Origin of the sequence: Streptomyces sp. NPDC007896, assembly GCF_042959425.1 — a bacterium.
In the GTDB taxonomy this organism is placed as follows: domain Bacteria; phylum Actinomycetota; class Actinomycetes; order Streptomycetales; family Streptomycetaceae; genus Streptomyces.
In genome coordinates, this window is sequence record NZ_JBIBKX010000006.1 from 78,244 (window position 1) to 96,486 (window position 18,243).

The following is an 18,243-nucleotide window of genomic DNA, read 5'->3' on the forward strand; positions in this document are numbered from 1 at the left end:
TTTCTTGTTACTGGTTGCCGCAGGCGGACACGGTGGCCGTGTCGAGCCAGGGCAGGTCGTGACCCATCCGGTCCCGCTTGGTGCGCAGGTAGCGGAGGTTGTGCTCGCCCGCCTGTACGGGCATCGGCTCCCGGCGCGTGACCTTGAGGCCGTGCCGGACGAGCGCGTCGGTCTTGTCGGGGTTGTTGGTCAGCAGGCGCAGGCTGTGGACGCCGAGGTCCTCCAGAACCTGCGCGCTCGCGCCGTAGTCCCGGGCGTCGGCGGGCAGGCCGAGTTCCAGGTTGGCATCGAGGGTGTCGCGGCCGCGCTCCTGGAGCTCGTAGGCGCGCAGCTTGGACAGCAGGCCGATGCCGCGCCCCTCGTGCCCACGCAGGTAGACCACGACGCCCCGGCCCTCGGCCTGGATGCGCTCCATGGCGCTCTGGAGCTGGGGGCCGCAGTCGCAGCGCAGCGAGTGGAAGATGTCGCCGGTCAGGCACTCGGAGTGGACACGGACGAGGACGTCCTCGCCGTCGCCGATCTCGCCGTGCACGAGGGCGACGTGCTCGACGCCGTCGACCGTGGAGCGGTAGCCGTACGCCGTGAACTCGCCGAAGGCGGTGGGCAGCTGTGTCTTGGCCTCGCGGCGGACCGTGGGCTCGGCGGTACGACGGTAGGCGATCAGGTCCTCGATGGAGATGATCGTCAGGCCGTGCTTGCGCGCGAAGGGGATGAGTTCGGGCAGACGGAGCATGCGTCCGTCCTCCCCGGCGATCTCGACGATCGCACCGGCCGGGCGCAGGCCCGCGAGCCGGGCGAGGTCGACGGCGGCCTCGGTGTGGCCGTTGCGGACGAGGACACCGCCGGGCTTGGCGCGCAGCGGGAAGATGTGGCCGGGGCGCACGAAGTCGCCCGCCTCGGCCTCGCCGCCGGCCAGCAGCCGCAGCGTGGTGGCGCGGTCGGCCGCGGAGATGCCGGTGGACACGCCGTGGGCGGCGGAGGCGTCCACCGAGACGGTGAACGCGGTCTTCATCGACTCGGTGTTGTTCTCCACCATTTGGGGGAGCTGGAGGCGGTCGAGTTCGTCGCCCTCCATGGGTGCGCAGATCAGCCCGCGGCACTCGCTCATCATGAAGGCGATGATCTCGGGGGTCGCCTTCTCGGCGGCGATGACGAGGTCGCCCTCGTTCTCCCGGTCCTCGTCGTCGACGACCACGATCGGTCGGCCCGCCGCGATGTCGGCGATGGCCTTCTCGACCGGGTCGAGCGCAAAGTCCGAAGCGTCTTCATCGTGGCCCGTGCTGTACCAAACGGGTGCCGTGGTCATGCGGGGGCTCCTTCCAGGACGGGCTGCCCGGCCTTGCGGGAGCGCAGCCACCAGTCGCGCATGCCCGACAGGACGAGCGCGCCGTAGACGACGTAGACGAAACCGGAGAAGGCGTAGCCGTTGGCGAAGTTGAGCGGGACGCCCACCACGTCGACCAGCAGCCAGGCGAACCAGAACTCGACCATGCCGCGGGCCTGCGCGTACATGGCGACGATCGTGCCGACGAAGATGTACGCGTCCGGCCAGGGGTCCCAGGACAGGGTCGGGTACGCGTGGAACAGACCGCTGACCGCGAGGGTGCCCACGGCCGCGGCGCCCACCATGTAGGCGCGCTCGCGCCAGGTGGCGAACCGTACGGAGATGTGACCGTCCTGGCCCTCCGCCTTACCGCGGTTCCACTGCCACCAGCCCCACAGGGCAACGACGATGACCACGACCTGCTTTCCGGCGCTGCCGGAGAGATGGCCGCTGGCGAAGGCCGCGAAGAGGATGACGCCGGACAGGAGTTGGACGGGCCAGCTCCATATGGAGCGCCGCCAGCCCAGCGCGAGGCCGACCAGACCGACGATGTTGCCGATCATGTCCGACCACTTGATGTGCTGCCCGAGAAGCGTGAACGCCTCGGAGTTCAGCCAGTTCACTGCCCGCTCCCCTGGGTGTCGGGCAGCGCGAGGGGCTGCTCGCCGCGGGCGCCGAGCAGTCGCTCGACGTACTTGGCGATGACGTCCACCTCGAGGTTGACCGGGTCGCCGGCCTGCTTGTGCCCGAGCGTGGTGAGGTCGAGGGTGGTGGGGATGAGACTGACGGTGAAGAAGTCGGGGCCCGCGTCGACCACCGTCAGGCTGATGCCGTCGACGGTGATGGAGCCCTTCTCGACCACGTAGCGGGAGAGGTCCGCGGGGAGGGAGATCTTCACGATCTCCCAGTTCTCGGACGGCTTGCGCTCGATGACCGTGCCCGTGCCGTCGACGTGACCCTGGACGATGTGGCCGCCGAGGCGCTCGCCCACGGCCATCGGGCGTTCCAGGTTGACGCGGGAGCCGACGGTCAGGGCGCCGAGGCTGGAGCGGTCCAGGGTTTCGGCCATGACGTCGGCGGTGAATTCGTCGCCTTCGTGTTCGACGACCGTGAGACAGACGCCGTTCACGGCGATGGAGTCGCCGTGCTGTGCGCCCTGCGTGACAACGGGGCCACGCAGACGGAAACGGGAGGCGTCGTCGAGAATTTCGACGGCGGTGACCTCACCCAGCTCTTCGACGATTCCGGTGAACACTTCCCGGGTCCTCCTGCCTCATGGGGCACGGACTCCGGGGCCTGTCGATGACGACAGAATGAGCGGACTGCGACACCGGGAGCGAGCCGCATGGGGCGACACGTCCCGAAGGACGCGCCGAAACAAACGGCAGCGCGCACGAATGCCCGCCCGCCGCGCACTGCCTCCCATCCGGACTTTAACCGTCGGTCCAGGAATTTCACCTGGTCAACCGGCCGCTGGAAGCGACCGGGTCGCGGACTATAACCGCCGGTTCGGACTTTCACCGACCCCGGAGTGCGCTGCTTCTGGTACAGCATCAGTGTGCCACGTCTGATCCACGTCCATGCGGGCGAACGTCTGTGGGGTGCCTCACAGGTCGTCCGGATGGACTTCTCCGACGAATCGCGGGAGGTCAACTCCCGCGAGACTCCTCATGCTTGACGCGGTCGCCCCTTGGTCCGTACCCATTGACCGCCTTGGTCTAGTCCTCTTAAGGTCCATGATCAATGGTTTGTCGAAGCCGAGGCGTCGCACTCGCCCCTTGAGCGACCCGGCGGCGGTGACGGAGGCCCTTGCCCCGCCGCCGGGTCTCCCCATCCGGGGCGCGCCCGCATCGAATCACCGGGAGCGCGGCGCGAAGAGGTCGTCCTGGGCTGATTCCCGGGACGTCAGGAGGGCTCCGCGCAGTACCGCACCTCCGCCGAGCGTGCTCGCGCGCACCTCGACCGGTAGCGGGGACATCCGGGCGAGTCGCTCGCCGACCCGCGTGGCCAGCACCTCCCCGCCCGCCTGCCCCACCTCACCGCCGAGCACCACGCACCCGGGGTCGAGAACGGCCACGACGGACGCCGCGCCGATGGCGAGGCGGTCGGCGAGGGCGGAGAGGAAGCGGTCGGCTCCGGAGGAAGAAGGGGCACCGGAGGAAGAAGAGGCAGGGGAAGGGGAAGAGGCAAGGGAAGGGGAAGGTGAGGGAAGGGTCGCCACCGCTTGCCTCACCAGCGTCGCCGCCTCCGGTTCGCCGGGCGACACCGCTGTCGCCACCAACCCGTAGCCGGCCGCGAGTTCCGCGATCGCGGCGGACCCCGCCAGGGAGTGGAACCCGCCCTCGCAGTCCGTCGCCGAGGGCAGCGTCGACGTGCCCGGCACCGGCAGGAAGCCGATCTCGCCCGTGCCGCCGGACGCACCACGACGGAGTCTGCCGTCGAGGACGACGGCCGCACCGGTGCCGTGGCCGAGCCAGAGCAGGACGAACGTGTCGCGGTCGCGGGCGGCACCGTCACGCTGCTCCGCGAGGGCGGCGAGGTTCGTCTCGTTCTCGACGATCACACGGGCGGGCAGCCGTTCCTGGAGGGCGGCGACCAGGCGGCGGTGCCACTCGGGCAGGCCGGAGGAGTCGCGGAGTTCGCCGGTGGTGGGGTCGATGAGGCCGGGGGCGCCGACGCCGACCGTGTGCAGTCGCTCCGCCCCGGCCTCCTTGGCCGCGCGTTCCACCAGTGTGACCGCCTGCTCGACGGCGGGCCCGGTACCGGTGTCGTCCGCGATCGGCACCGACGCCCGGGCCAGTTCCCTGCCGAGGAGATCGGAGACGACGACCGAGACACCCTCGGTGCGGACGTCGAGGGCGGCGAGATGGGCGCGGTCGGCGACGATCCCGTACAGACGGGCGTTGGGGCCTCGGCGCTGCTCACCGGACTCCCCCACCACCTCGATCAGTCCGGCGGCCGTGAGGCGTTCGACGAGGTCGGCGACGGTGGGCCGGGACAGTCCGGTGAGCTGCTTCAACTGCCCTGCCGTCAGGGCGCCTTCCTGCTGGAGCAGACGCAGGGCGAGGCGGTCGTTGATGGCCCGGGCGGTGCTCGGTGATGCGGGCATGCCGGGATCCTCCCAGATCGGTCGCTCGGTCGACGGCCAGTACATCACCTATCTATCAGGCAGGGTTCCTGATAGTTTACGGCGGCAGCGCGGGAAGCAGAGCCTGGAGGGGCGGGAAAGATGGGTTACGTGGTCTACGACCTGCGTGAGGTGAAGCGGGCTCGGTACGCCGTGGCCGCCGTCTTCGCGGTGCACGGAGCGGTGACGGGCTCGTTCGCGACCCGTGTCCCCTGGATCCAGGACCACGCGTCCGTCAGCACCGGCCAGCTCGGACTGGCCCTCGCGTTCCCGGCGATCGGGGCCTCCGTCGCGATGCCGCTGGCGGGCCGGATCAGCCACCGCTTCGGCGCCCGTACCGCGCTGCGCGGACTGATGTCCCTGTGGACGCTGTCGCTGATCCTCCCGTCCCTCGCGCCGAACATCTACACGCTGTGCCCGGCCCTCTTCGTCTACGGCGCCTCGGCGGGCATGGCGGACGTGGCGATGAACGCGCTCGGCGTCGAGATCGAGAGCCGCCTCGGCAAGTCGATCATGTCGGGACTGCACGGCATGTGGAGCGCGGGAGCCCTGGTCGGCTCGGCCGGTGGCACCCTCGCCGCGCACCTCGGCTCGGACGCGCGCCTGCACCACGCGCTGGCGGCCGGGGTCCTGACGGTCCTGGGCCTCACCGCCTGCCGATGGGTGCTGGACCTGCGACCGACCGAGGACGAGGCCCCGCCGCCGCGCTTCGCGCTGCCGCCCAAGTCCGCCCTGCTCATCGGCGCCGTCGGCTTCTGCGCGGTGTTCGCGGAGGGCGCCAGTCTCGACTGGTCGGCGGTCTATCTGAAGGACGAACTGGGCAGCTCGGCCGGTCTGGCGGCCGCGTCGACGACCGGATTCATGCTGACCATGGCGCTGGCCCGGATCGTGGGCGACGCGGTGGTCAACCGGTTCGGCGCGGTGCGCACAGTGCGGGCCGGCGGCGGTCTCGCCGTGCTCGGCGGGCTGCTCGTCGTCGTCGCGAACCACCCCGCCGTGGCGATGAGCGGCTTCGCCCTGATGGGTCTCGGCATCGCGGTCGTCGTCCCGCTCTGCTTCGCGGCGGCGGGACACAGCGGCCCCAACCCCAGTCAGTCCATCGCGGGCGTCGCCACCATCACGTACACCTCCGGTCTGGTCGCGCCGAGCGCGATCGGCACGCTGGCGCAGGCGACGAGCCTGGTGGTGTCGTTCGGGCTGGTCACGGTGCTGGCGTGCGGCCTTGCCGCGTTCGCGGGGGTGCTGCGCGCGGGCGAGCGTGACTGGCCCAGGGTCAGTCCTGCGAACGCAGCAGTTCCCGACCCACGGCCCTGAAGCGGTCGCTCCAGGGCGTGGGGCGCAGCGTCGCGGCGTCGAGCCGGACGAGGACCCGCGTCCCGTGCGCGTACGTGAGCGCGCCGTCGGCCGAGCAGAAGCGGAAGCCGTACGTCAGTCCGGTGTTCCCCAGGCGTTCCAGCCAGAGGTGGACGGCGTACCCGCCGGGGCGGTTGATCGGGGCCTCGTAGCTGATCCGCAGTTCCTTGACGGCGTTGCAGAAGTCGCCCGCCGCCTCCCAGTCGCCCTCGTAGGCCAGGAAGCCCTGGTCGTTCCAGAGGGCCGTCCAGGCGCGTTCGACCATGACCGGATAGCGGGCGTTGTGGAGCAGGCCGAGTGCGTCCAGGTCGTCGAAGTGGACGGTGACGGGGAGGAGCCGCCCGTAGGAGAGGGCGGGGGCGGCGGGGGCTTCGGCGGTCACGGGCGGGGCTCCTGAGGGTGCCGGTGGGGACGGTGGGGACACCCCCATCCTAAGCGGCCGCTCAGGAGCCCCTGATCAGGGTGTTCGTGCGCCCTCCGGTCAGCCGGCGATCGAGTCCAGCTGCTCGGCGGCGGGCCGCAGCGCCCACAGGTCGCCGCCGGGCGGTGTCTCCAGTTTCGGCACCGCGGCTTGGGCCGCCCGGTCCCCCGCGTCGGCCGCCGCGTGCACGATGTCGCTCGCCGCGTAGCGGTGGAACTCCAGTTCCGGGTGGGGCCACGGCGCGGCGCCCGTCGCGGCGGGCAGCAGATAGTCGACCGCCTTGGCCAGGGTCTGGCCCTCCGGCCCCGTGTACCGCCACAGGTTCACGCCGACGTGCCGGCCGATGGCCGCGAGGCGGGTGTAGGCGACGAGGTCGAAGGTCGAGTAGTGCCAGCTGCGGGTGCGGGTGAGCTCCTGGGGCTGACTGCCGTCCGCGGCGACCTGCGGGTCGATCCGCCTGGACTCCGCGCCGAGGACGGTCCGGCGGGCGAGGTCCTCGTCGCCGGTCGCGTAGGCCAGGGCGGCGAGCTGCATGTCGTAGAAGGTGCCGTGGTTGTTCCCGGCGGCGCCCTCCTCGCCGCCGAAGGCGCTGTTCTCCAGCCAGTCGCGGAAGTCGGTGTTCCAGGCGCGCATGGCGGTGCGGTCGCTCTTCGACCAGCCGGGGGCGCCCGTCTCCAGGATCGCGATCGCGTCCAGGACGCTGGTGTAGGACTGCGAGAAGTCGATGATGCCGATGGCCCGGCCGTCGTACTTGCAGGGGATGAACTGCCCGTGGTCGAGGTTCGGGTTCATCCGGGTGGCCGGGGCGAGGAACCAGGTGCGCAGGACGGTGGCGGCCTTCTCGGCGTACTGCTTCCTGCCGGTGTAGTACCAGGCGAGCGCGAGGTCGTAGGTCGAGTCGAAGACCTTCTCGACGTCCTGGCGGTCGGTGCCGGTGTCGACCTCGGGGTTGCGCTGGCCGTCACGCTGGACGTAAGGGCAGCCCCAGGGGTTGTCGGCGGTCTTCGGCTGGGAGGGCCACCAGTACGGGGCCTGGCTCAGGTAGTCGTGGACGTCGCCGCCGGGGGCGGGCTTGGGCTTGTCGACGACCGTCCAGGGGCCCTGGGTCAGCCAGTTGTCGGCGCGGGCCGTCAAGCCCTTGAGCGTGCGCTTCAGTTGGGGATCTCCGCGGTCGAGGCGGAGTCGGGTCTGCTGGAGCCGGGTGCCGTCGAGGACGGCGGTCCGGGGGGCCTTCGGCGCCGCGTGGGCCGAGGCGGAGGGGACGACGACCGCCGCGAAGGTGGCCACTGCGGCGAGGAGGACAGCCAGACGGGGTCGTGCACTCATCAAGCCTCCGATCAGAAATATGAACGTAGTTCATGAGTAAGACCGTGCGAGCGTAGAACCGCCAGGTACCCGTGACAATGGTCCGGACAAAGTTTCACGTACGAAGAAAGCGAAACTCACCATGGACCTCGGCGTGCGCTGGAAACTGCACGGCGACGGGCGGACGCCCGCGCCCGGAGCGGTTGTCCGACCCGATGAACGCCTCTCGTGGCCGCGCACGATCGGGCTCGGCGCCCAGCACGTGGTGGCGATGTTCGGGGCGTCGTTCGTGGCACCCGTGCTCATGGGTCTGAACCCGAACCTCGCGATCATGATGTCCGGCTTCGCGACGGTCATCTTCCTGCTCGCCACCCGCGGCCGGGTGCCCAGCTACCTCGGCTGTTCGCTCTCCTTCGTGGGCGTCGCCGCGGTGATCCGCGCGCAGGGCGGCACCAGCGCCACGGTGACGGGCGCGGTGTTCGTGGTCGGCGTCGCGCTGTTCCTGGTGGGCCTGGCCGTGCAGCGGTTCGGTGCGCGGATCATCCATGCCGCGATGCCACCGATCGTCACGGGCGCGGTCGTCATGCTGATCGGCTTCAACCTGGCGCCGGTGACGGCGTCCACGTACTGGCCGCAGGACCAGTGGACGGCCCTGCTCACCATGCTGCTCACCGGTCTGGCCATCGTCTGCCTGCGCGGTTTCTGGTCACGGATCGCGATCTTCCTGGGCCTGGTCTTCGGATACGCGGCCTCCTGGATCTTCGACCGGATCTTCGGAAAGATCCACTCGGTGGACGCGAGCGGCAAGCTCACCGACCACTGGCGGCTGAACCTCTCCGGCGTCGGCAAGGCGGACTGGATCGGGCTGCCGTCCTTCCACGGCCCGTCCTTCCAGTGGTCGGCGATCCTCGTCGCGCTGCCGGTCGTGATCGCGCTGGTCGCCGAGAACACGGGGCACGTCAAGGCCGTCGGCGAGATGACCGGCGATCCGCTGGACGACGAACTCGGCACCGCGATCTCCGCGGACGGCGTCGCCTCGATGCTCTCCACGGCGGTCGGCGGCCCGCCCAACACCACGTACTCCGAGAACATCGGCGTGATGGCCGCGACCCGCGTCTACTCCACGGCCGCCTACTGGGCCGCCGCGGGCTTCGCCCTCCTCTTCGGCGTCTGCCCCAAGTTCGGCGCGATCGTGGCCGCGATCCCGGGCGGCGTGCTCGGCGGCATCACCGTCATCCTGTACGGCATGATCGGCCTGCTCGGCGCCCAGATCTGGCTCAACGCCCGGGTCGACCTGCGCAATCCGCTGAACCTGGTGCCGGCCGCCGCGGGCATCATCATCGGCGTCGGCGGCGTCTCCCTGAAGTTCACGGACAACTTCTCGCTCAGCGGCATCGCGCTCGGCACGCTCGTCGTGATCACCGGGTACCACGCGCTGCGGGCGATGGCCCCGGCCCACCTGAAGACCGGGGGGCCGCTGCTGGACTCCGGCACATCCTCGTACGACGAGCCGGACGATCAGCGCGCCAGTTCATAGGCGTACTCCGCCGAGAAGGTTCCCGGCGTGCCCTTGCACCCGTCCGACTCCCCCGGCAGCTTCACCCACAGATAGGCGTCGATCCTGGCCTCCCCGGTGTTCAGGGTCGGCGCCCGGCCGATCTTCCGGCCCGCCGGATCGCACCACTCCCCGTCGGCCGGGGCGCCGTTGCCGTTGCGGCTGGTGTCGATGACGGCGCCCAGGCTCGCGGGGCCGCCCAGCGCGGACAGCACCTGCCGGGCGTACGCGATCTCGTCGCTCGTACGGTGGAAGTTGGACACGTTGGTGAAGACGCCGTCGGAGGAGGCGGCCGAGGCGGCGCCCGCCCGTTCGAGGAGCGCGGCCTGCTCGGCGGCCGGGTTCCAGGCGGAGTGGCCGGCGTCGTAGTAGACGCGGGCCCGGGGGTCGGCGGCCTTGAGGACGCGGCCGGCGCGGGCCAGCGAGGCGAAGCGGGCGGCCCGGTCGGCCGCGGGGAGGCAGCCGGCCTGGGCGACCGAGTCGGGTTCCAGGATGACGATGACCTCGTCATCGCCCAGGCCCGCCGCGAAGTCGTCGATCCAGCCGTCGTACGCGGCCAGGTCGGGCGCGCCGCCCTGCGAGGCCCCGCCGCAGTCGCGCTGCGGGATGGCGTACGGCACGACGACCGGGACCCGGCCCTCGGCGGCGGCGCCCGCGGTCACCGCCCTGACCCGGGCGGTGATGGTGGCGGGCGTGAAGTCGGCGAACCAGACGGCGGCCGGGCGGTCGGCGATCCGGGACTCGATGACCGCACGCCGGTGGTCGCCGGGGTGCGACGCGACCCAGGCCAGGACCTGGGAGTCGGGGTGGCTGTAGAGCAGGGCGGGGGCGGGCACGGACTTCGGCTCCTTCCTGCTCGGGGAGGGCGTCCGGCTCGGCTGCGAGGACGGGGAGTGCGAGGACGGGGACGGCGCGGCGGAGGTCCTGGTCGGGAAGGGAGTCGGTACGGCGGGCCCCGGCCGGAGGCCGGGCGAGCGGGTCACCAGCGGTCGGGCGTCGTCGGAGGGGCGCTCGCGGTCGAGGGCGGACATCATCCCCGTCACCGCGCCGACCGCCACGACCACCGAGGCCGCCGCGACCATGGCGGCGCGCCGGGCCGCTCGCCTGCGCTCGGCCCTGCGTACGGCCAGACGCTGCGCACGTAAGCCTGACACGTACCGCTCCCCCCGGTTCCCACCACGTTTCCGCCGCTCCCGGCCACATCCGCCCCTCCCGACACGAACGTTTTCCCTCGTTCTGGGGATGCGCCCGGCCAGGCGGCAGGTCCAGTCAGCCTAGGACTGGGAACCTGCCCCCATGACGCAGTTGGAACAGTTCACCACCCCCGTGGACGCCATCGCCTCCCGGATGCGCACCCTGGCGGCGACCCTGCCGGAGCGGGACGGAATCGCGGTCTTCAACCGCGTCTACCTCACCGTCACGGAGGAGGTCGAACGGCGCCTGGACGCGGGGGAATTCCCGGACGGCGAGGCCGCGGTCACGCTGGATGTACGTTTCGCCGAGCGCTATCTGCGCGTGGCGGAGGAGGGGTCCCCGCCCGCCTGCTGGCGCCCGCTGTTCCAGTTCCGGCGCCATCCCGGAGTACGCCCGCTGCAGTTCGCGCTCGCGGGCATCAACGCGCACATCGGACACGATCTGGCGCTCGCCGTCGTGGACACCTGTCGTACGCTCCGCTGCGAACCAGCCGATCTGGAGGACGAGTTCGAGCGCGTGGGTGACCTCCTCGTCTCGCTGGAGGAGCGCGTCCGCGAAGATCTGATGCCGGGCCCCGACCTCCTCCAGATCGCCGATCCGCTCACCCATCTGCTCGGCTCGTGGAGCCTGGACAGGGCCCGCGACGCGGCCTGGTCGGCGGCGCGGGCCCTGTGGGCGCTGAGGGGACTCCCGGGCCTCGCCGAGGAGTTCGCCGACCGGCTCGGCGCCGCGGTCGGCCTGGCGGGCCGGATGCTGCTCACGCCCCTGGGGGACCGATCCGGCCATAACACCGCGTACGGCACGTAACTCACCCTCGTACGCGATACGTTCACGATTCACATGCCGAATGCGAAGGAGCACAAACATGGCTGCTCGGCTGGGTCTGAGTCTTCCTCAAACACGCCAGTTCGACATCGGTCGTGACGTCCCGGACGTGGCGCGCACGGCTGAGGAGATCGGCTACGCGAGTCTGTGGGTGTTCGAGCGCGCCCTGTTCCCGGACCCTGCCACGCAGGGGCTGTACGGCGTCCCGAACCTGCCCTGGCCCGACTTGTACCGCGGCGTCGCCGAGCCGCTGGTGACCCTGACGCTGGCCGCGGCGGCCACACGGCGGGCGCGGCTCGGCACCAGCGTCCTGGTCGCCCCGTTGCACGGCCCGTTCCAGCTGGCCAGGGCCCTGGCCACACTGGACGCGGCGAGCGGCGGCCGGGTCGTGGCGGGCCTCGGTACCGGCTGGTCGCTCGACGAGTACGCCGCGGCGGGCGTGGCGCCGTTCGAGGAGCGGGGCCAGGTCCTGGACGAGGTCCTCGACGTGTGCCGCGCGGTGTGGGGCCCGGACCCGGTGTCGTACGAGGGCCGCCTGACCAAAATCGAGTCGGCTGTGGTCGCCCCGAAGCCGGCCCGGCCGATCCCGATCCTGCTGCCCGCCTTCAGCAAGAAGGCGCTGACCCGGCTCGTCGACCGCGGCGACGGCTGGCAGCCCGTCGCCCAGGGGGGCGCCGACCAACTCGCCGCCCAGTGGCGGCAGGTGCAGGACTTCGCGGCCGAGCGCGGGCGCACCGAGCCGATCCAGTCGGTGGCGCGCGTCAACGCGCGCTACTCCGCCAAGGCCTACGACGGCGCGGACCGCCAGCCCTTCCAGGGCAACGTCGACCAGATCGTCTCGGACCTGGTGCCGTACGCCGAGATCGGCCTCGACGAGTACTTCGTCGACCTCCAGGACGGCCCGCGGGACGCCGAGGAGCTCAAGGACCTGGCCGCCGAGGTGTACACGGCGGCGCGGGCGGCCGGAATCTGACCGGGCCGCCCCACGAAGGCCGCCCGGCTCAGTCCTCGGGCAGTTCCACCGGCGCGATCTCGTCGTAGACGTCGCCGGGCCCGGGGTTGGTCGGGTCGGTCGCCCCGCCCAGCTGGTGCATGACGCCCCAGACCGCGTTCAGCGCGGTCTGCACGGCGCCCTCGGCCCAGCCGGCCGTCCAGGAGATGTCGTCGCCGGCGAGGAAGATGCCCCGCTTGTCCTCGGGCAGCGCGTCCTGCATGAAGTGCGTGAACAGGCGGCGCTGGTAGCGGTAGTGGCCGGGCAGGTTGGCCTTGAACGCGCCCATGAAGTAGGGCTCGTTCTCCCAGGACACGGTCACCGGGTTGCCGATGATGTGCTTCCTGATGTCGACCTTCGGGTAGATCTCGCCGAGCGACTTCAGCATGACCTCCATCCGCTCGTTGGCGGACAGCGGCAGCCACTTCAGGCTGTCGTCGCACCACGTGTACGAGAGGCAGATGACGGCGGGCTTGTCCGGGCCCTCGTCGAGGAGGTAGGTGCCGCGGGTCATGCGGTCGGTGAGCGTCATCGACATGACGTCACGGCCCGTCTCCTCGTCCTTGTCCAGCCAGAACGGCCGGTCGACCGGCACGAAGAGCTTGGAGCTCTCCATGTAGTGGGTCCGCTCCATCGCCGTCCAGTGGTCGATCGGGAAGAGCGAGTCGTCGCAGGCGATCTTGGAGAGCAGCATCCAGGACTGGGCGGTGAAGATGGCCGCCTTGAAGGTACGGATGTCGCCGTTCGCGTCGGTGACGGTGATGCGGTTGCCCGCGGTGCGGTGCAGCCGGGTCACGGCCGGGCGCGGGGCGCCGTCGTGCAGCTTCGCGAGCGAGGTGCCGTAGGCCCAGTGCACGATCTTCTGCGGCTCGCGCTCCCACAGGCGCAGCGGCAGCTGCTGGGAGCCGCCGACGATACCGCGGTGGTGGTCGTCGGCCTCGGTGTAGACGACGCGCAGGATCTCGAGGATCGAGTTCGGGAAGTCGGTGTCCCAGCCGCCCGTGCCGAAGCCGACCTGGCCGAAGATCTCGCGGTGCCGGAAGGACTTGAAGGAGTCCGAGTCGCAGAGGAAGCCGTAGAAGGTCTGGTTGTCGAGCTTCTCGACGAGCTTCGCCCAGATCTCGCGGATGCGCGGCACATCGCGCTCACGCATGGCCTGGTTCATGTCGGAGAAGTCGGCGCCCTCTTCGAGACAGGCGTTCCAGGCGTTCATGACGTCGCGGTAGACCTGCGGCAGGTCGTCGACGGTGGTCGCGTAGTGCGACTCGCCCTTGAGGTCGACGACCGTCGAGGGCGTGGACTGCGCGAGGGGGTTGGGGAACGGCCGGGTCTCCAGACCCACCAGGTCGATGTAGTGCTGGAGGGCGGTGGAGGAGGGCGGGAAGCGCATGGCGCCCATCTCGGCGGTGAGCGAGGGGTCGCACCCCTCGAAGCCCACGGTCCGCAGGCGACCGCCGATCTCGTCGGCCTCGTAGACGACGGGCTTGAGGCCCATCTTCATCAGCTCGTAGGCGGCCACGATGCCGGACAGGCCGCCGCCGACGACCGCGACCTCGGTGCCGTGCTCGGTCGCGGGTATCTGGCCGAGGCCCGCCGGGTGGGCGAGGAAGTCGTCGTACGCGTACGGGAAGTCCGGGCCGAACATGGTGATCGGCGGCTGCTGCACGTCGGCGTGCTGGACGGCGGTGGGCACCGTGGACGTCATGGGGTACGGACTCCTTGCGGGAAAGCTGGTGAGGGGAGGCGCCGGGGGGAGCGGCCGGATGTCAGACGAGCGACCCGTAGAGGCCGGGGCGGCGGTCCTTCAGATACGGGTTCGCCTCGCGCGAGGCCGCGAGGAAGTCGGGGTCGGCGTCGGCGAGGACGAGTTCCTCACCGCGTCCGGCCCGGGTGCGGGCGATCCCGTCGGGACCGGCCAGCGTGGACAGTCCGACGAACTCGAACTCGCCTTCCGGGCCGACCCGGTTGACGTACGCGACGTACATCTGGTTCTCGAAGGCGCGCACCGGGACGACGGACTCGGCGACGAACTGGAAGGGGTGCATCTGCGCGGTCGGCACGACGAGGAGGTCGGTGCCGGCGAGGGCGTGGGCCCGGACGTTCTCCGGGAACTCGACGTCGTAGCAGATCATGAGGCCGACGCGGAGGCCGTTCAGCTCCGCCTGGACGACGGGCTGCTCGCCGGGCGTGAAGTGGTCGCGCTCGAAGCAGCCGAAGAGGTGGGTCTTGCGGTAGTTCGCCAGGCGGGTGCCGTCGGCGGAGATGAGCTGCGCGGAGTTGTAGACCGTCTCGCCCTCGCGCTCGGGGTAGCCGTAGACGACGGCGACGCCGTGGCGGGTGGCGATCTCGGCGATCGCGTCGGCCCAGTCCCCGTCGGCGGGCTCGGCGAGGCGGGCGATGTCGTCGCCGATCGCGTACCCGGTGAGGAACATCTCCGGCGCCGCCACGAGCCCGGCACCGGCAGCCGCGGCACGGCCCGCGGCCTCGTCGAGGACCTTCAGGTTCTCGACGACCGAGCCGGGGCGGCCGGAGCTCTGGAGCAGGGCTGTGCGCATGCGTGGTCCTCACGGGTACGGAGGGGTATCGGGGGCTGTCTAGACGGTACGGGCGGGGGGCTCGGGGGGACAAGGCGGAGCCGTTGCGCGCCGGTGGACGAATCGTTGCGTGCGCCCGGCCTCCGGCGGCGATTCGTTGCGCACCCTCGGGCGGGGCCCGAAACCCGCTGAGGCGCAGGTCACAGACGCCGTGACGAGCCGTTGCGAGCTCGCCGTGCCGGGCCGTCCCGGCCGCACGGCCCGCGTCCGGTTCTCACAGCGCGCGCAGTCGCTCCACGATCTCGCGCAGCAGCTCGGGGTCGGCCGCCGGGCCGCCCTGATCCGGCCGCCGCGGCGCGTCGATGCGCACGAGACCGGCCTCGGCCAGATCGCCGAGCAGCACGCGTACGACGGTCAGGGGCAGGTCGGCGTCGGCGGCGAGCTCGACGACCGGCCGGGGTCCGTGGCGCACGAGGGCGAGCAGGGCGGCGCCAGCGTGGTCGACACCCGGCCGGCCCTCGTCCGTCCTGAGGGCGGTGACCCGCGACATCAGATCGATCGTGTGCTGGTCCGAGGGCCGGGTCCGGCCCCGTGTCACGGTGTAGGGCCGCACCATCGACCCGGTCTCGTCCTCGTACCAGTGGTCGTCGGTCACGGCCGGGTCAGGGGCCCGCGGGGTCTGCGGCCGAGCGTACGGCGGCGGCCATGTGGCGGCCGACGCGGCGGACCAGCAGCGCCATCTCGTGGGCGAGCTGTCCGACGTCCGTCTGCACCTCGCTCAGGACGGCCAGTCGGCTGCCGTCGCCCGCCGGGGTGATGAAGAGGTAGGCGTCGTCGAGCATCACCATGGTCTGGCGCACCTCCCCCGCGGCGAAGCGTTCGCCGGCCGAGCGGGCCAGGCTGTGGAAGCCGGAGCAGACGGCGGCGAGGTGCTCGATGTCCCGTCGGCGCATGCCGTCCGAGCAGCTCAGCGGGAGGCCGTCGGCGGTGAGGAGCACGGCCTGGCGGACGTGGTCGGTCCTGGCCACGAGGTCGTCGAGCAGCCAGCCGAGGTCCGTGCCGGGCGGTTCGGGGGTGCTGCCCGGGGGCTCGGAGGCCCGGTCGGCGGGCTCGGGGGTCTGGTCACGGAGCATCGTCGGCGTCCGTCCCTTCCTCGGTGTCGGTTCGCCGCTCGGATCCTGGCCCGGTGGGCAGGCCCTTGCGGCCGCGGTCGAGGCCGCGCTGGAAGGCACCGAAGACCGCGCGGACCTCCTCGGCGGTGACCTCGCGCTCCGACGGCTCGTCGGCGGCCGGACCTTCGGTGCGCAGTTCGGGGGCGAGGGAGGTCTGCCGGACGCGAGTGGGCAGCGCGGGCGGGCTCGTGGCGGGAGCGCTCCGCGGTACGCGGTCCGCGTGCCGCTCAGGTGCCTCCCTCTGTTCCTCAAGGACCGCGGTGCCCTTCCGGAAGGTCTCGGAGGTCCGGGAGATCTCGGAGATCCGGGAAGTCTCGGAGATCCGGGAAGTCTCGGAGGTCCGGGAAGTCTCGGAGGTCCGAGAGTTCCGGGACGGCAGCGTCCGCCGGTCCGTGTCCGCGGCCGGCTCCGGCCGCTCGGGGTCGACCGGCGCGAGGACCGCCTCCGGCAGCAGCACCACCGCCGTCGTACCGCCGTACGGCGACCGGCACAGCGTGACCTCGATGCCGTGCCGTGCGGCGAGCCGCCCCACCACGTACAGCCCGAGCCGGTCGTGCCGGGTCGGGTCGAAGTCGTCCGGCGTGGTGAGGGTGCGGTGGGCCTCCTCGATCTGTTCGGGTTCGAGACCGAGGCCCCGGTCGTCGATCTCCAGGACGAACCCGCTCCCGGCCCGGCCCGTGCGCAGGGTGACCTGCGTCTGGGGCGGTGAGAACACGGTGGCGTTCTCGACGAGTTCGGCGATCAGATGGACGACGTCGGCGACGGCGTCCGCCGCCACGCCCACCTCCGGCATCGGCGGGACCACGACGCGCGCGTATTCCTCGATCTCGCTCACCGCGGAGGCCACCACGCGGGCGACGGGCACGGGCCTGCGCCATCTGCGGCCGGGCGCCGCGCCGGAGAGGATGATCAGGCTCTCCGCGTGACGCCGCATCCGGGTGGTGAGGTGGTCGATCCGGAACAGGTCGTCCAGGACGTCCGGGTCGTCGGTGCGCCGCTCCAGCGTATCGACCAGTTTGAGCTGGCGGTGGACGAGGGCCTGGTTGCGGCGGGCGATGTTGAGGAGCACCGCGAACAGCCCGCGGCGCAGGGTGGCCTGCTTGACGGCCGCCTCGACGGCCGCGAGGCGGGCGGTGTTGAAGGACCGGCCGACCTGGCCGATCTCGTCGGCTCCCGCCTCCCCGTCGGCCAGGGGTGGGGCCTCGGTGGCGGCGTCCACGTCCTCGCCCGCGCTGAGCCGCCGCATCACGTCGGGCAGTTGGCGGGTGGTGAGGAGGTCGGCGGCGTCCCGGAGGGTCTCCAGGCGGCGCGAGATGCGCCGGGCGCCGCGCACGGCGAACCACAGGGACAGTCCCACGGCGGCGAGTCCCAGTACACCGACGATCGCCGCCTTGGCCAGCTCCCGGTAGGCGAAGGCCCGTCCGCGCTCGGCGGAGTTGACGGCCGACCGCGTGCACAGCTGCATGTACCGCTTGACGGCCCGGTCGGTGGTGGTGCGCCAGGAGCCGGCCGCGACGGCCTCCCCCGCACCCCGCGCGCCCGCCCGCAGGAGGGCGTCCTCGCCTCGGGTCAACTCCCGGTACAGGGAGCCGCGCTGGAACTCCTCGAAGGGGCCGCGCGAGTCGGCGGGGAGGTCGGGCACGTACGTCCGCTCGAAGACCCGGCGGTCCTCGATCGTCGCGGTGAGCGTGTCGTACTGGCGGTCGGTGAGCGATCCTGCGGCCCGCGCCCCTGCGACGAGGGCGTCCTCCCTCGAGACGAACTCCCTCACCCGCACCAGCTCGATGACGACCTGGGCCTCGCGGGCCAGCTGCCCGGCCTGCAGCGCGGTGAGGGCGGACTGGACGTCGAAGCCCGGCTCCACGAGGGCGCCGTACTCGGTGACCGCCCGGTCCCAGCTGATGGCGCGGGACAGCACCCGCTCCCGCAGTCCCTCCAGCCCGTCGAAGGAGCGCAGCACGGCGTCGAGCACCTGCCGCTGCCTGCCGGAGAGCCGCCCGCGGTCGCCGTCCCGGATCGCCGTGCGCATGGCGGTCACGGCGCGGTCGGTGCGGCGCTGCTGCTCCATCAGGTCGAGGGCCGCCGCCGTGCCGTGGTCCGCGCCCAGGTAGGCGGCCGCGAGCCGCCGTTCGATCTGGATCTGGCCGACCGCCGTGTCGACGGGCGTCCCGAAGTCGTCGTACACCCCCTGGACCCGGACGAGCGCGCGCAGTTCGCCGGTGACGGACACTATGGCGAAGCTCCACAGCACCATGAGGGCGACCACCGGTGCGAGCGCGAGCGCCACGATGCGCGTACGGACCGTGGTGGGACGGCCGAAGGACCAGCGCATGGACTCCCCAGGACGACAGGACGGTCGGGTGGCCGGGCGACGGTTGGTTACCCATCGGTGTTACTCGCTGGTAGCGGCGCGGATCAACCTACGTGATGGCGCGCCCGCAT

At 71.7% G+C, this 18,243-nt stretch carries 16 protein-coding genes and 1 riboswitch; of the genes, 4 read left to right on the plus strand and 12 right to left on the minus strand.

The genetic code is table 11. From position 1 onward, the window contains the following. Nucleotides 1–7 precede the first annotated feature (7 nt). From ACFZDJ_RS20495 to ACFZDJ_RS20510, 4 genes are all read right to left on the minus strand, one after another. Nucleotides 8–1,306 (minus strand): bifunctional 3,4-dihydroxy-2-butanone-4-phosphate synthase/GTP cyclohydrolase II, encoded by a 1,299-nt coding sequence (locus tag ACFZDJ_RS20495; protein WP_168507214.1) that lies wholly within the window; start codon nucleotides 1,304–1,306, stop codon nucleotides 8–10. Further along, complete coding sequence (gene pnuC / locus ACFZDJ_RS20500) at nucleotides 1,303–1,947, minus strand: nicotinamide riboside transporter PnuC (RefSeq protein WP_390936609.1); 645 nt, start codon at nucleotides 1,945–1,947, stop codon at nucleotides 1,303–1,305. Before pnuC ends, ACFZDJ_RS20495 begins: the two co-directional genes overlap by 4 nt. After that, nucleotides 1,944–2,579 carry a riboflavin synthase gene (locus ACFZDJ_RS20505; protein WP_168507215.1) on the minus strand — a complete coding sequence of 212 codons (636 nt, stop codon included), beginning with the start codon at nucleotides 2,577–2,579 and terminating at the stop codon, nucleotides 1,944–1,946. The genes pnuC and ACFZDJ_RS20505 overlap by 4 nt, the downstream gene beginning before the upstream one ends. Nucleotides 2,580–2,732: 153 nt before the next feature. Then, a riboswitch (FMN riboswitch) is annotated at nucleotides 2,733–2,863 on the minus strand. 316 nt (nucleotides 2,864–3,179) lie between these two features. Beyond that, on the minus strand, nucleotides 3,180–4,433 hold the full coding sequence (locus tag ACFZDJ_RS20510; protein WP_391060666.1) for an ROK family protein: 1,254 nt from the start codon (nucleotides 4,431–4,433) through the stop codon (nucleotides 3,180–3,182). Nucleotides 4,434–4,553: 120 nt separating this feature from the next. On the opposite strand from ACFZDJ_RS20510, the gene ACFZDJ_RS20515 reads away from it, so the two are divergent. After that, nucleotides 4,554–5,765 (plus strand): MFS transporter, encoded by a 1,212-nt coding sequence (locus ACFZDJ_RS20515; protein WP_391060668.1) that lies wholly within the window; start codon nucleotides 4,554–4,556, stop codon nucleotides 5,763–5,765. On the opposite strand, the gene ACFZDJ_RS20520 is transcribed toward ACFZDJ_RS20515, so the two are convergent. Both ACFZDJ_RS20520 and ACFZDJ_RS20525 read right to left on the minus strand, forming a co-directional pair. After that, nucleotides 5,725–6,186, minus strand: coding sequence for a thioesterase family protein (locus ACFZDJ_RS20520; RefSeq protein WP_168489998.1), 462 nt, complete (start codon nucleotides 6,184–6,186; stop codon nucleotides 5,725–5,727). The two genes, ACFZDJ_RS20515 and ACFZDJ_RS20520, sit on opposite strands and share 41 nt — an antisense overlap. 99 nt (nucleotides 6,187–6,285) lie before the next feature. Beyond that, entirely contained in the window at nucleotides 6,286–7,551 is a 1,266-nt protein-coding gene (locus ACFZDJ_RS20525) for an alginate lyase family protein (RefSeq protein WP_391060670.1), read from the minus strand. Nucleotides 7,552–7,672: 121 nt separating this feature from the next. Here ACFZDJ_RS20525 and ACFZDJ_RS20530 point away from each other — a divergent pair, with 121 nt between their 5' ends. After that, the gene (locus tag ACFZDJ_RS20530) at nucleotides 7,673–9,067 is read left to right on the plus strand and encodes a solute carrier family 23 protein (RefSeq protein WP_390936617.1); all 1,395 of its coding nucleotides are present in this window, start codon (nucleotides 7,673–7,675) and stop codon (nucleotides 9,065–9,067) included. On the opposite strand, the gene ACFZDJ_RS20535 is transcribed toward ACFZDJ_RS20530, so the two are convergent. After that, nucleotides 9,049–10,167: a glycoside hydrolase family 6 protein gene (locus ACFZDJ_RS20535; RefSeq protein ID WP_390936756.1), complete on the minus strand. Its 1,119-nt coding sequence runs from the start codon at nucleotides 10,165–10,167 to the stop codon at nucleotides 9,049–9,051. The genes ACFZDJ_RS20530 and ACFZDJ_RS20535 overlap by 19 nt on opposite strands. Before the next feature lie 214 nt (nucleotides 10,168–10,381). Between ACFZDJ_RS20535 and ACFZDJ_RS20540 the strand changes: the two genes are divergently transcribed. Both ACFZDJ_RS20540 and ACFZDJ_RS20545 read left to right on the plus strand, forming a co-directional pair. After that, nucleotides 10,382–11,086: a DUF5995 family protein gene (locus ACFZDJ_RS20540; protein WP_390936619.1), complete on the plus strand. Its 705-nt coding sequence runs from the start codon at nucleotides 10,382–10,384 to the stop codon at nucleotides 11,084–11,086. A 58-nt stretch (nucleotides 11,087–11,144) separates the two neighbouring features. Beyond that, nucleotides 11,145–12,077 (plus strand): TIGR03619 family F420-dependent LLM class oxidoreductase, encoded by a 933-nt coding sequence (locus ACFZDJ_RS20545; protein ID WP_390936621.1) that lies wholly within the window; start codon nucleotides 11,145–11,147, stop codon nucleotides 12,075–12,077. A gap of 28 nt (nucleotides 12,078–12,105) precedes the next feature. On the opposite strand, the gene ACFZDJ_RS20550 is transcribed toward ACFZDJ_RS20545, so the two are convergent. The 5 genes from ACFZDJ_RS20550 to ACFZDJ_RS20570 form a co-directional block, all read right to left on the minus strand. Next, a complete protein-coding gene (locus ACFZDJ_RS20550) occupies nucleotides 12,106–13,800 on the minus strand; it encodes an FAD-dependent oxidoreductase (RefSeq protein WP_390936623.1) in 1,695 nt (564 codons plus the stop codon). Between the two features lie 61 nt (nucleotides 13,801–13,861). Beyond that, a complete protein-coding gene (locus tag ACFZDJ_RS20555; protein WP_390936625.1) occupies nucleotides 13,862–14,650 on the minus strand; it encodes a nitrilase-related carbon-nitrogen hydrolase in 789 nt (262 codons plus the stop codon). A gap of 253 nt (nucleotides 14,651–14,903) precedes the next feature. Next, the gene (locus ACFZDJ_RS20560; RefSeq protein ID WP_248002856.1) at nucleotides 14,904–15,284 is read right to left on the minus strand and encodes a DUF742 domain-containing protein; all 381 of its coding nucleotides are present in this window, start codon (nucleotides 15,282–15,284) and stop codon (nucleotides 14,904–14,906) included. Between the two features lie 7 nt (nucleotides 15,285–15,291). Then, a complete protein-coding gene (locus ACFZDJ_RS20565) occupies nucleotides 15,292–15,762 on the minus strand; it encodes a roadblock/LC7 domain-containing protein (RefSeq protein ID WP_248296535.1) in 471 nt (156 codons plus the stop codon). After that, nucleotides 15,752–18,133 carry a nitrate- and nitrite sensing domain-containing protein gene (locus ACFZDJ_RS20570; protein ID WP_391060673.1) on the minus strand — a complete coding sequence of 794 codons (2,382 nt, stop codon included), beginning with the start codon at nucleotides 18,131–18,133 and terminating at the stop codon, nucleotides 15,752–15,754. Before ACFZDJ_RS20570 ends, ACFZDJ_RS20565 begins: the two co-directional genes overlap by 11 nt. Nucleotides 18,134–18,243: the final 110 nt, after the last annotated feature.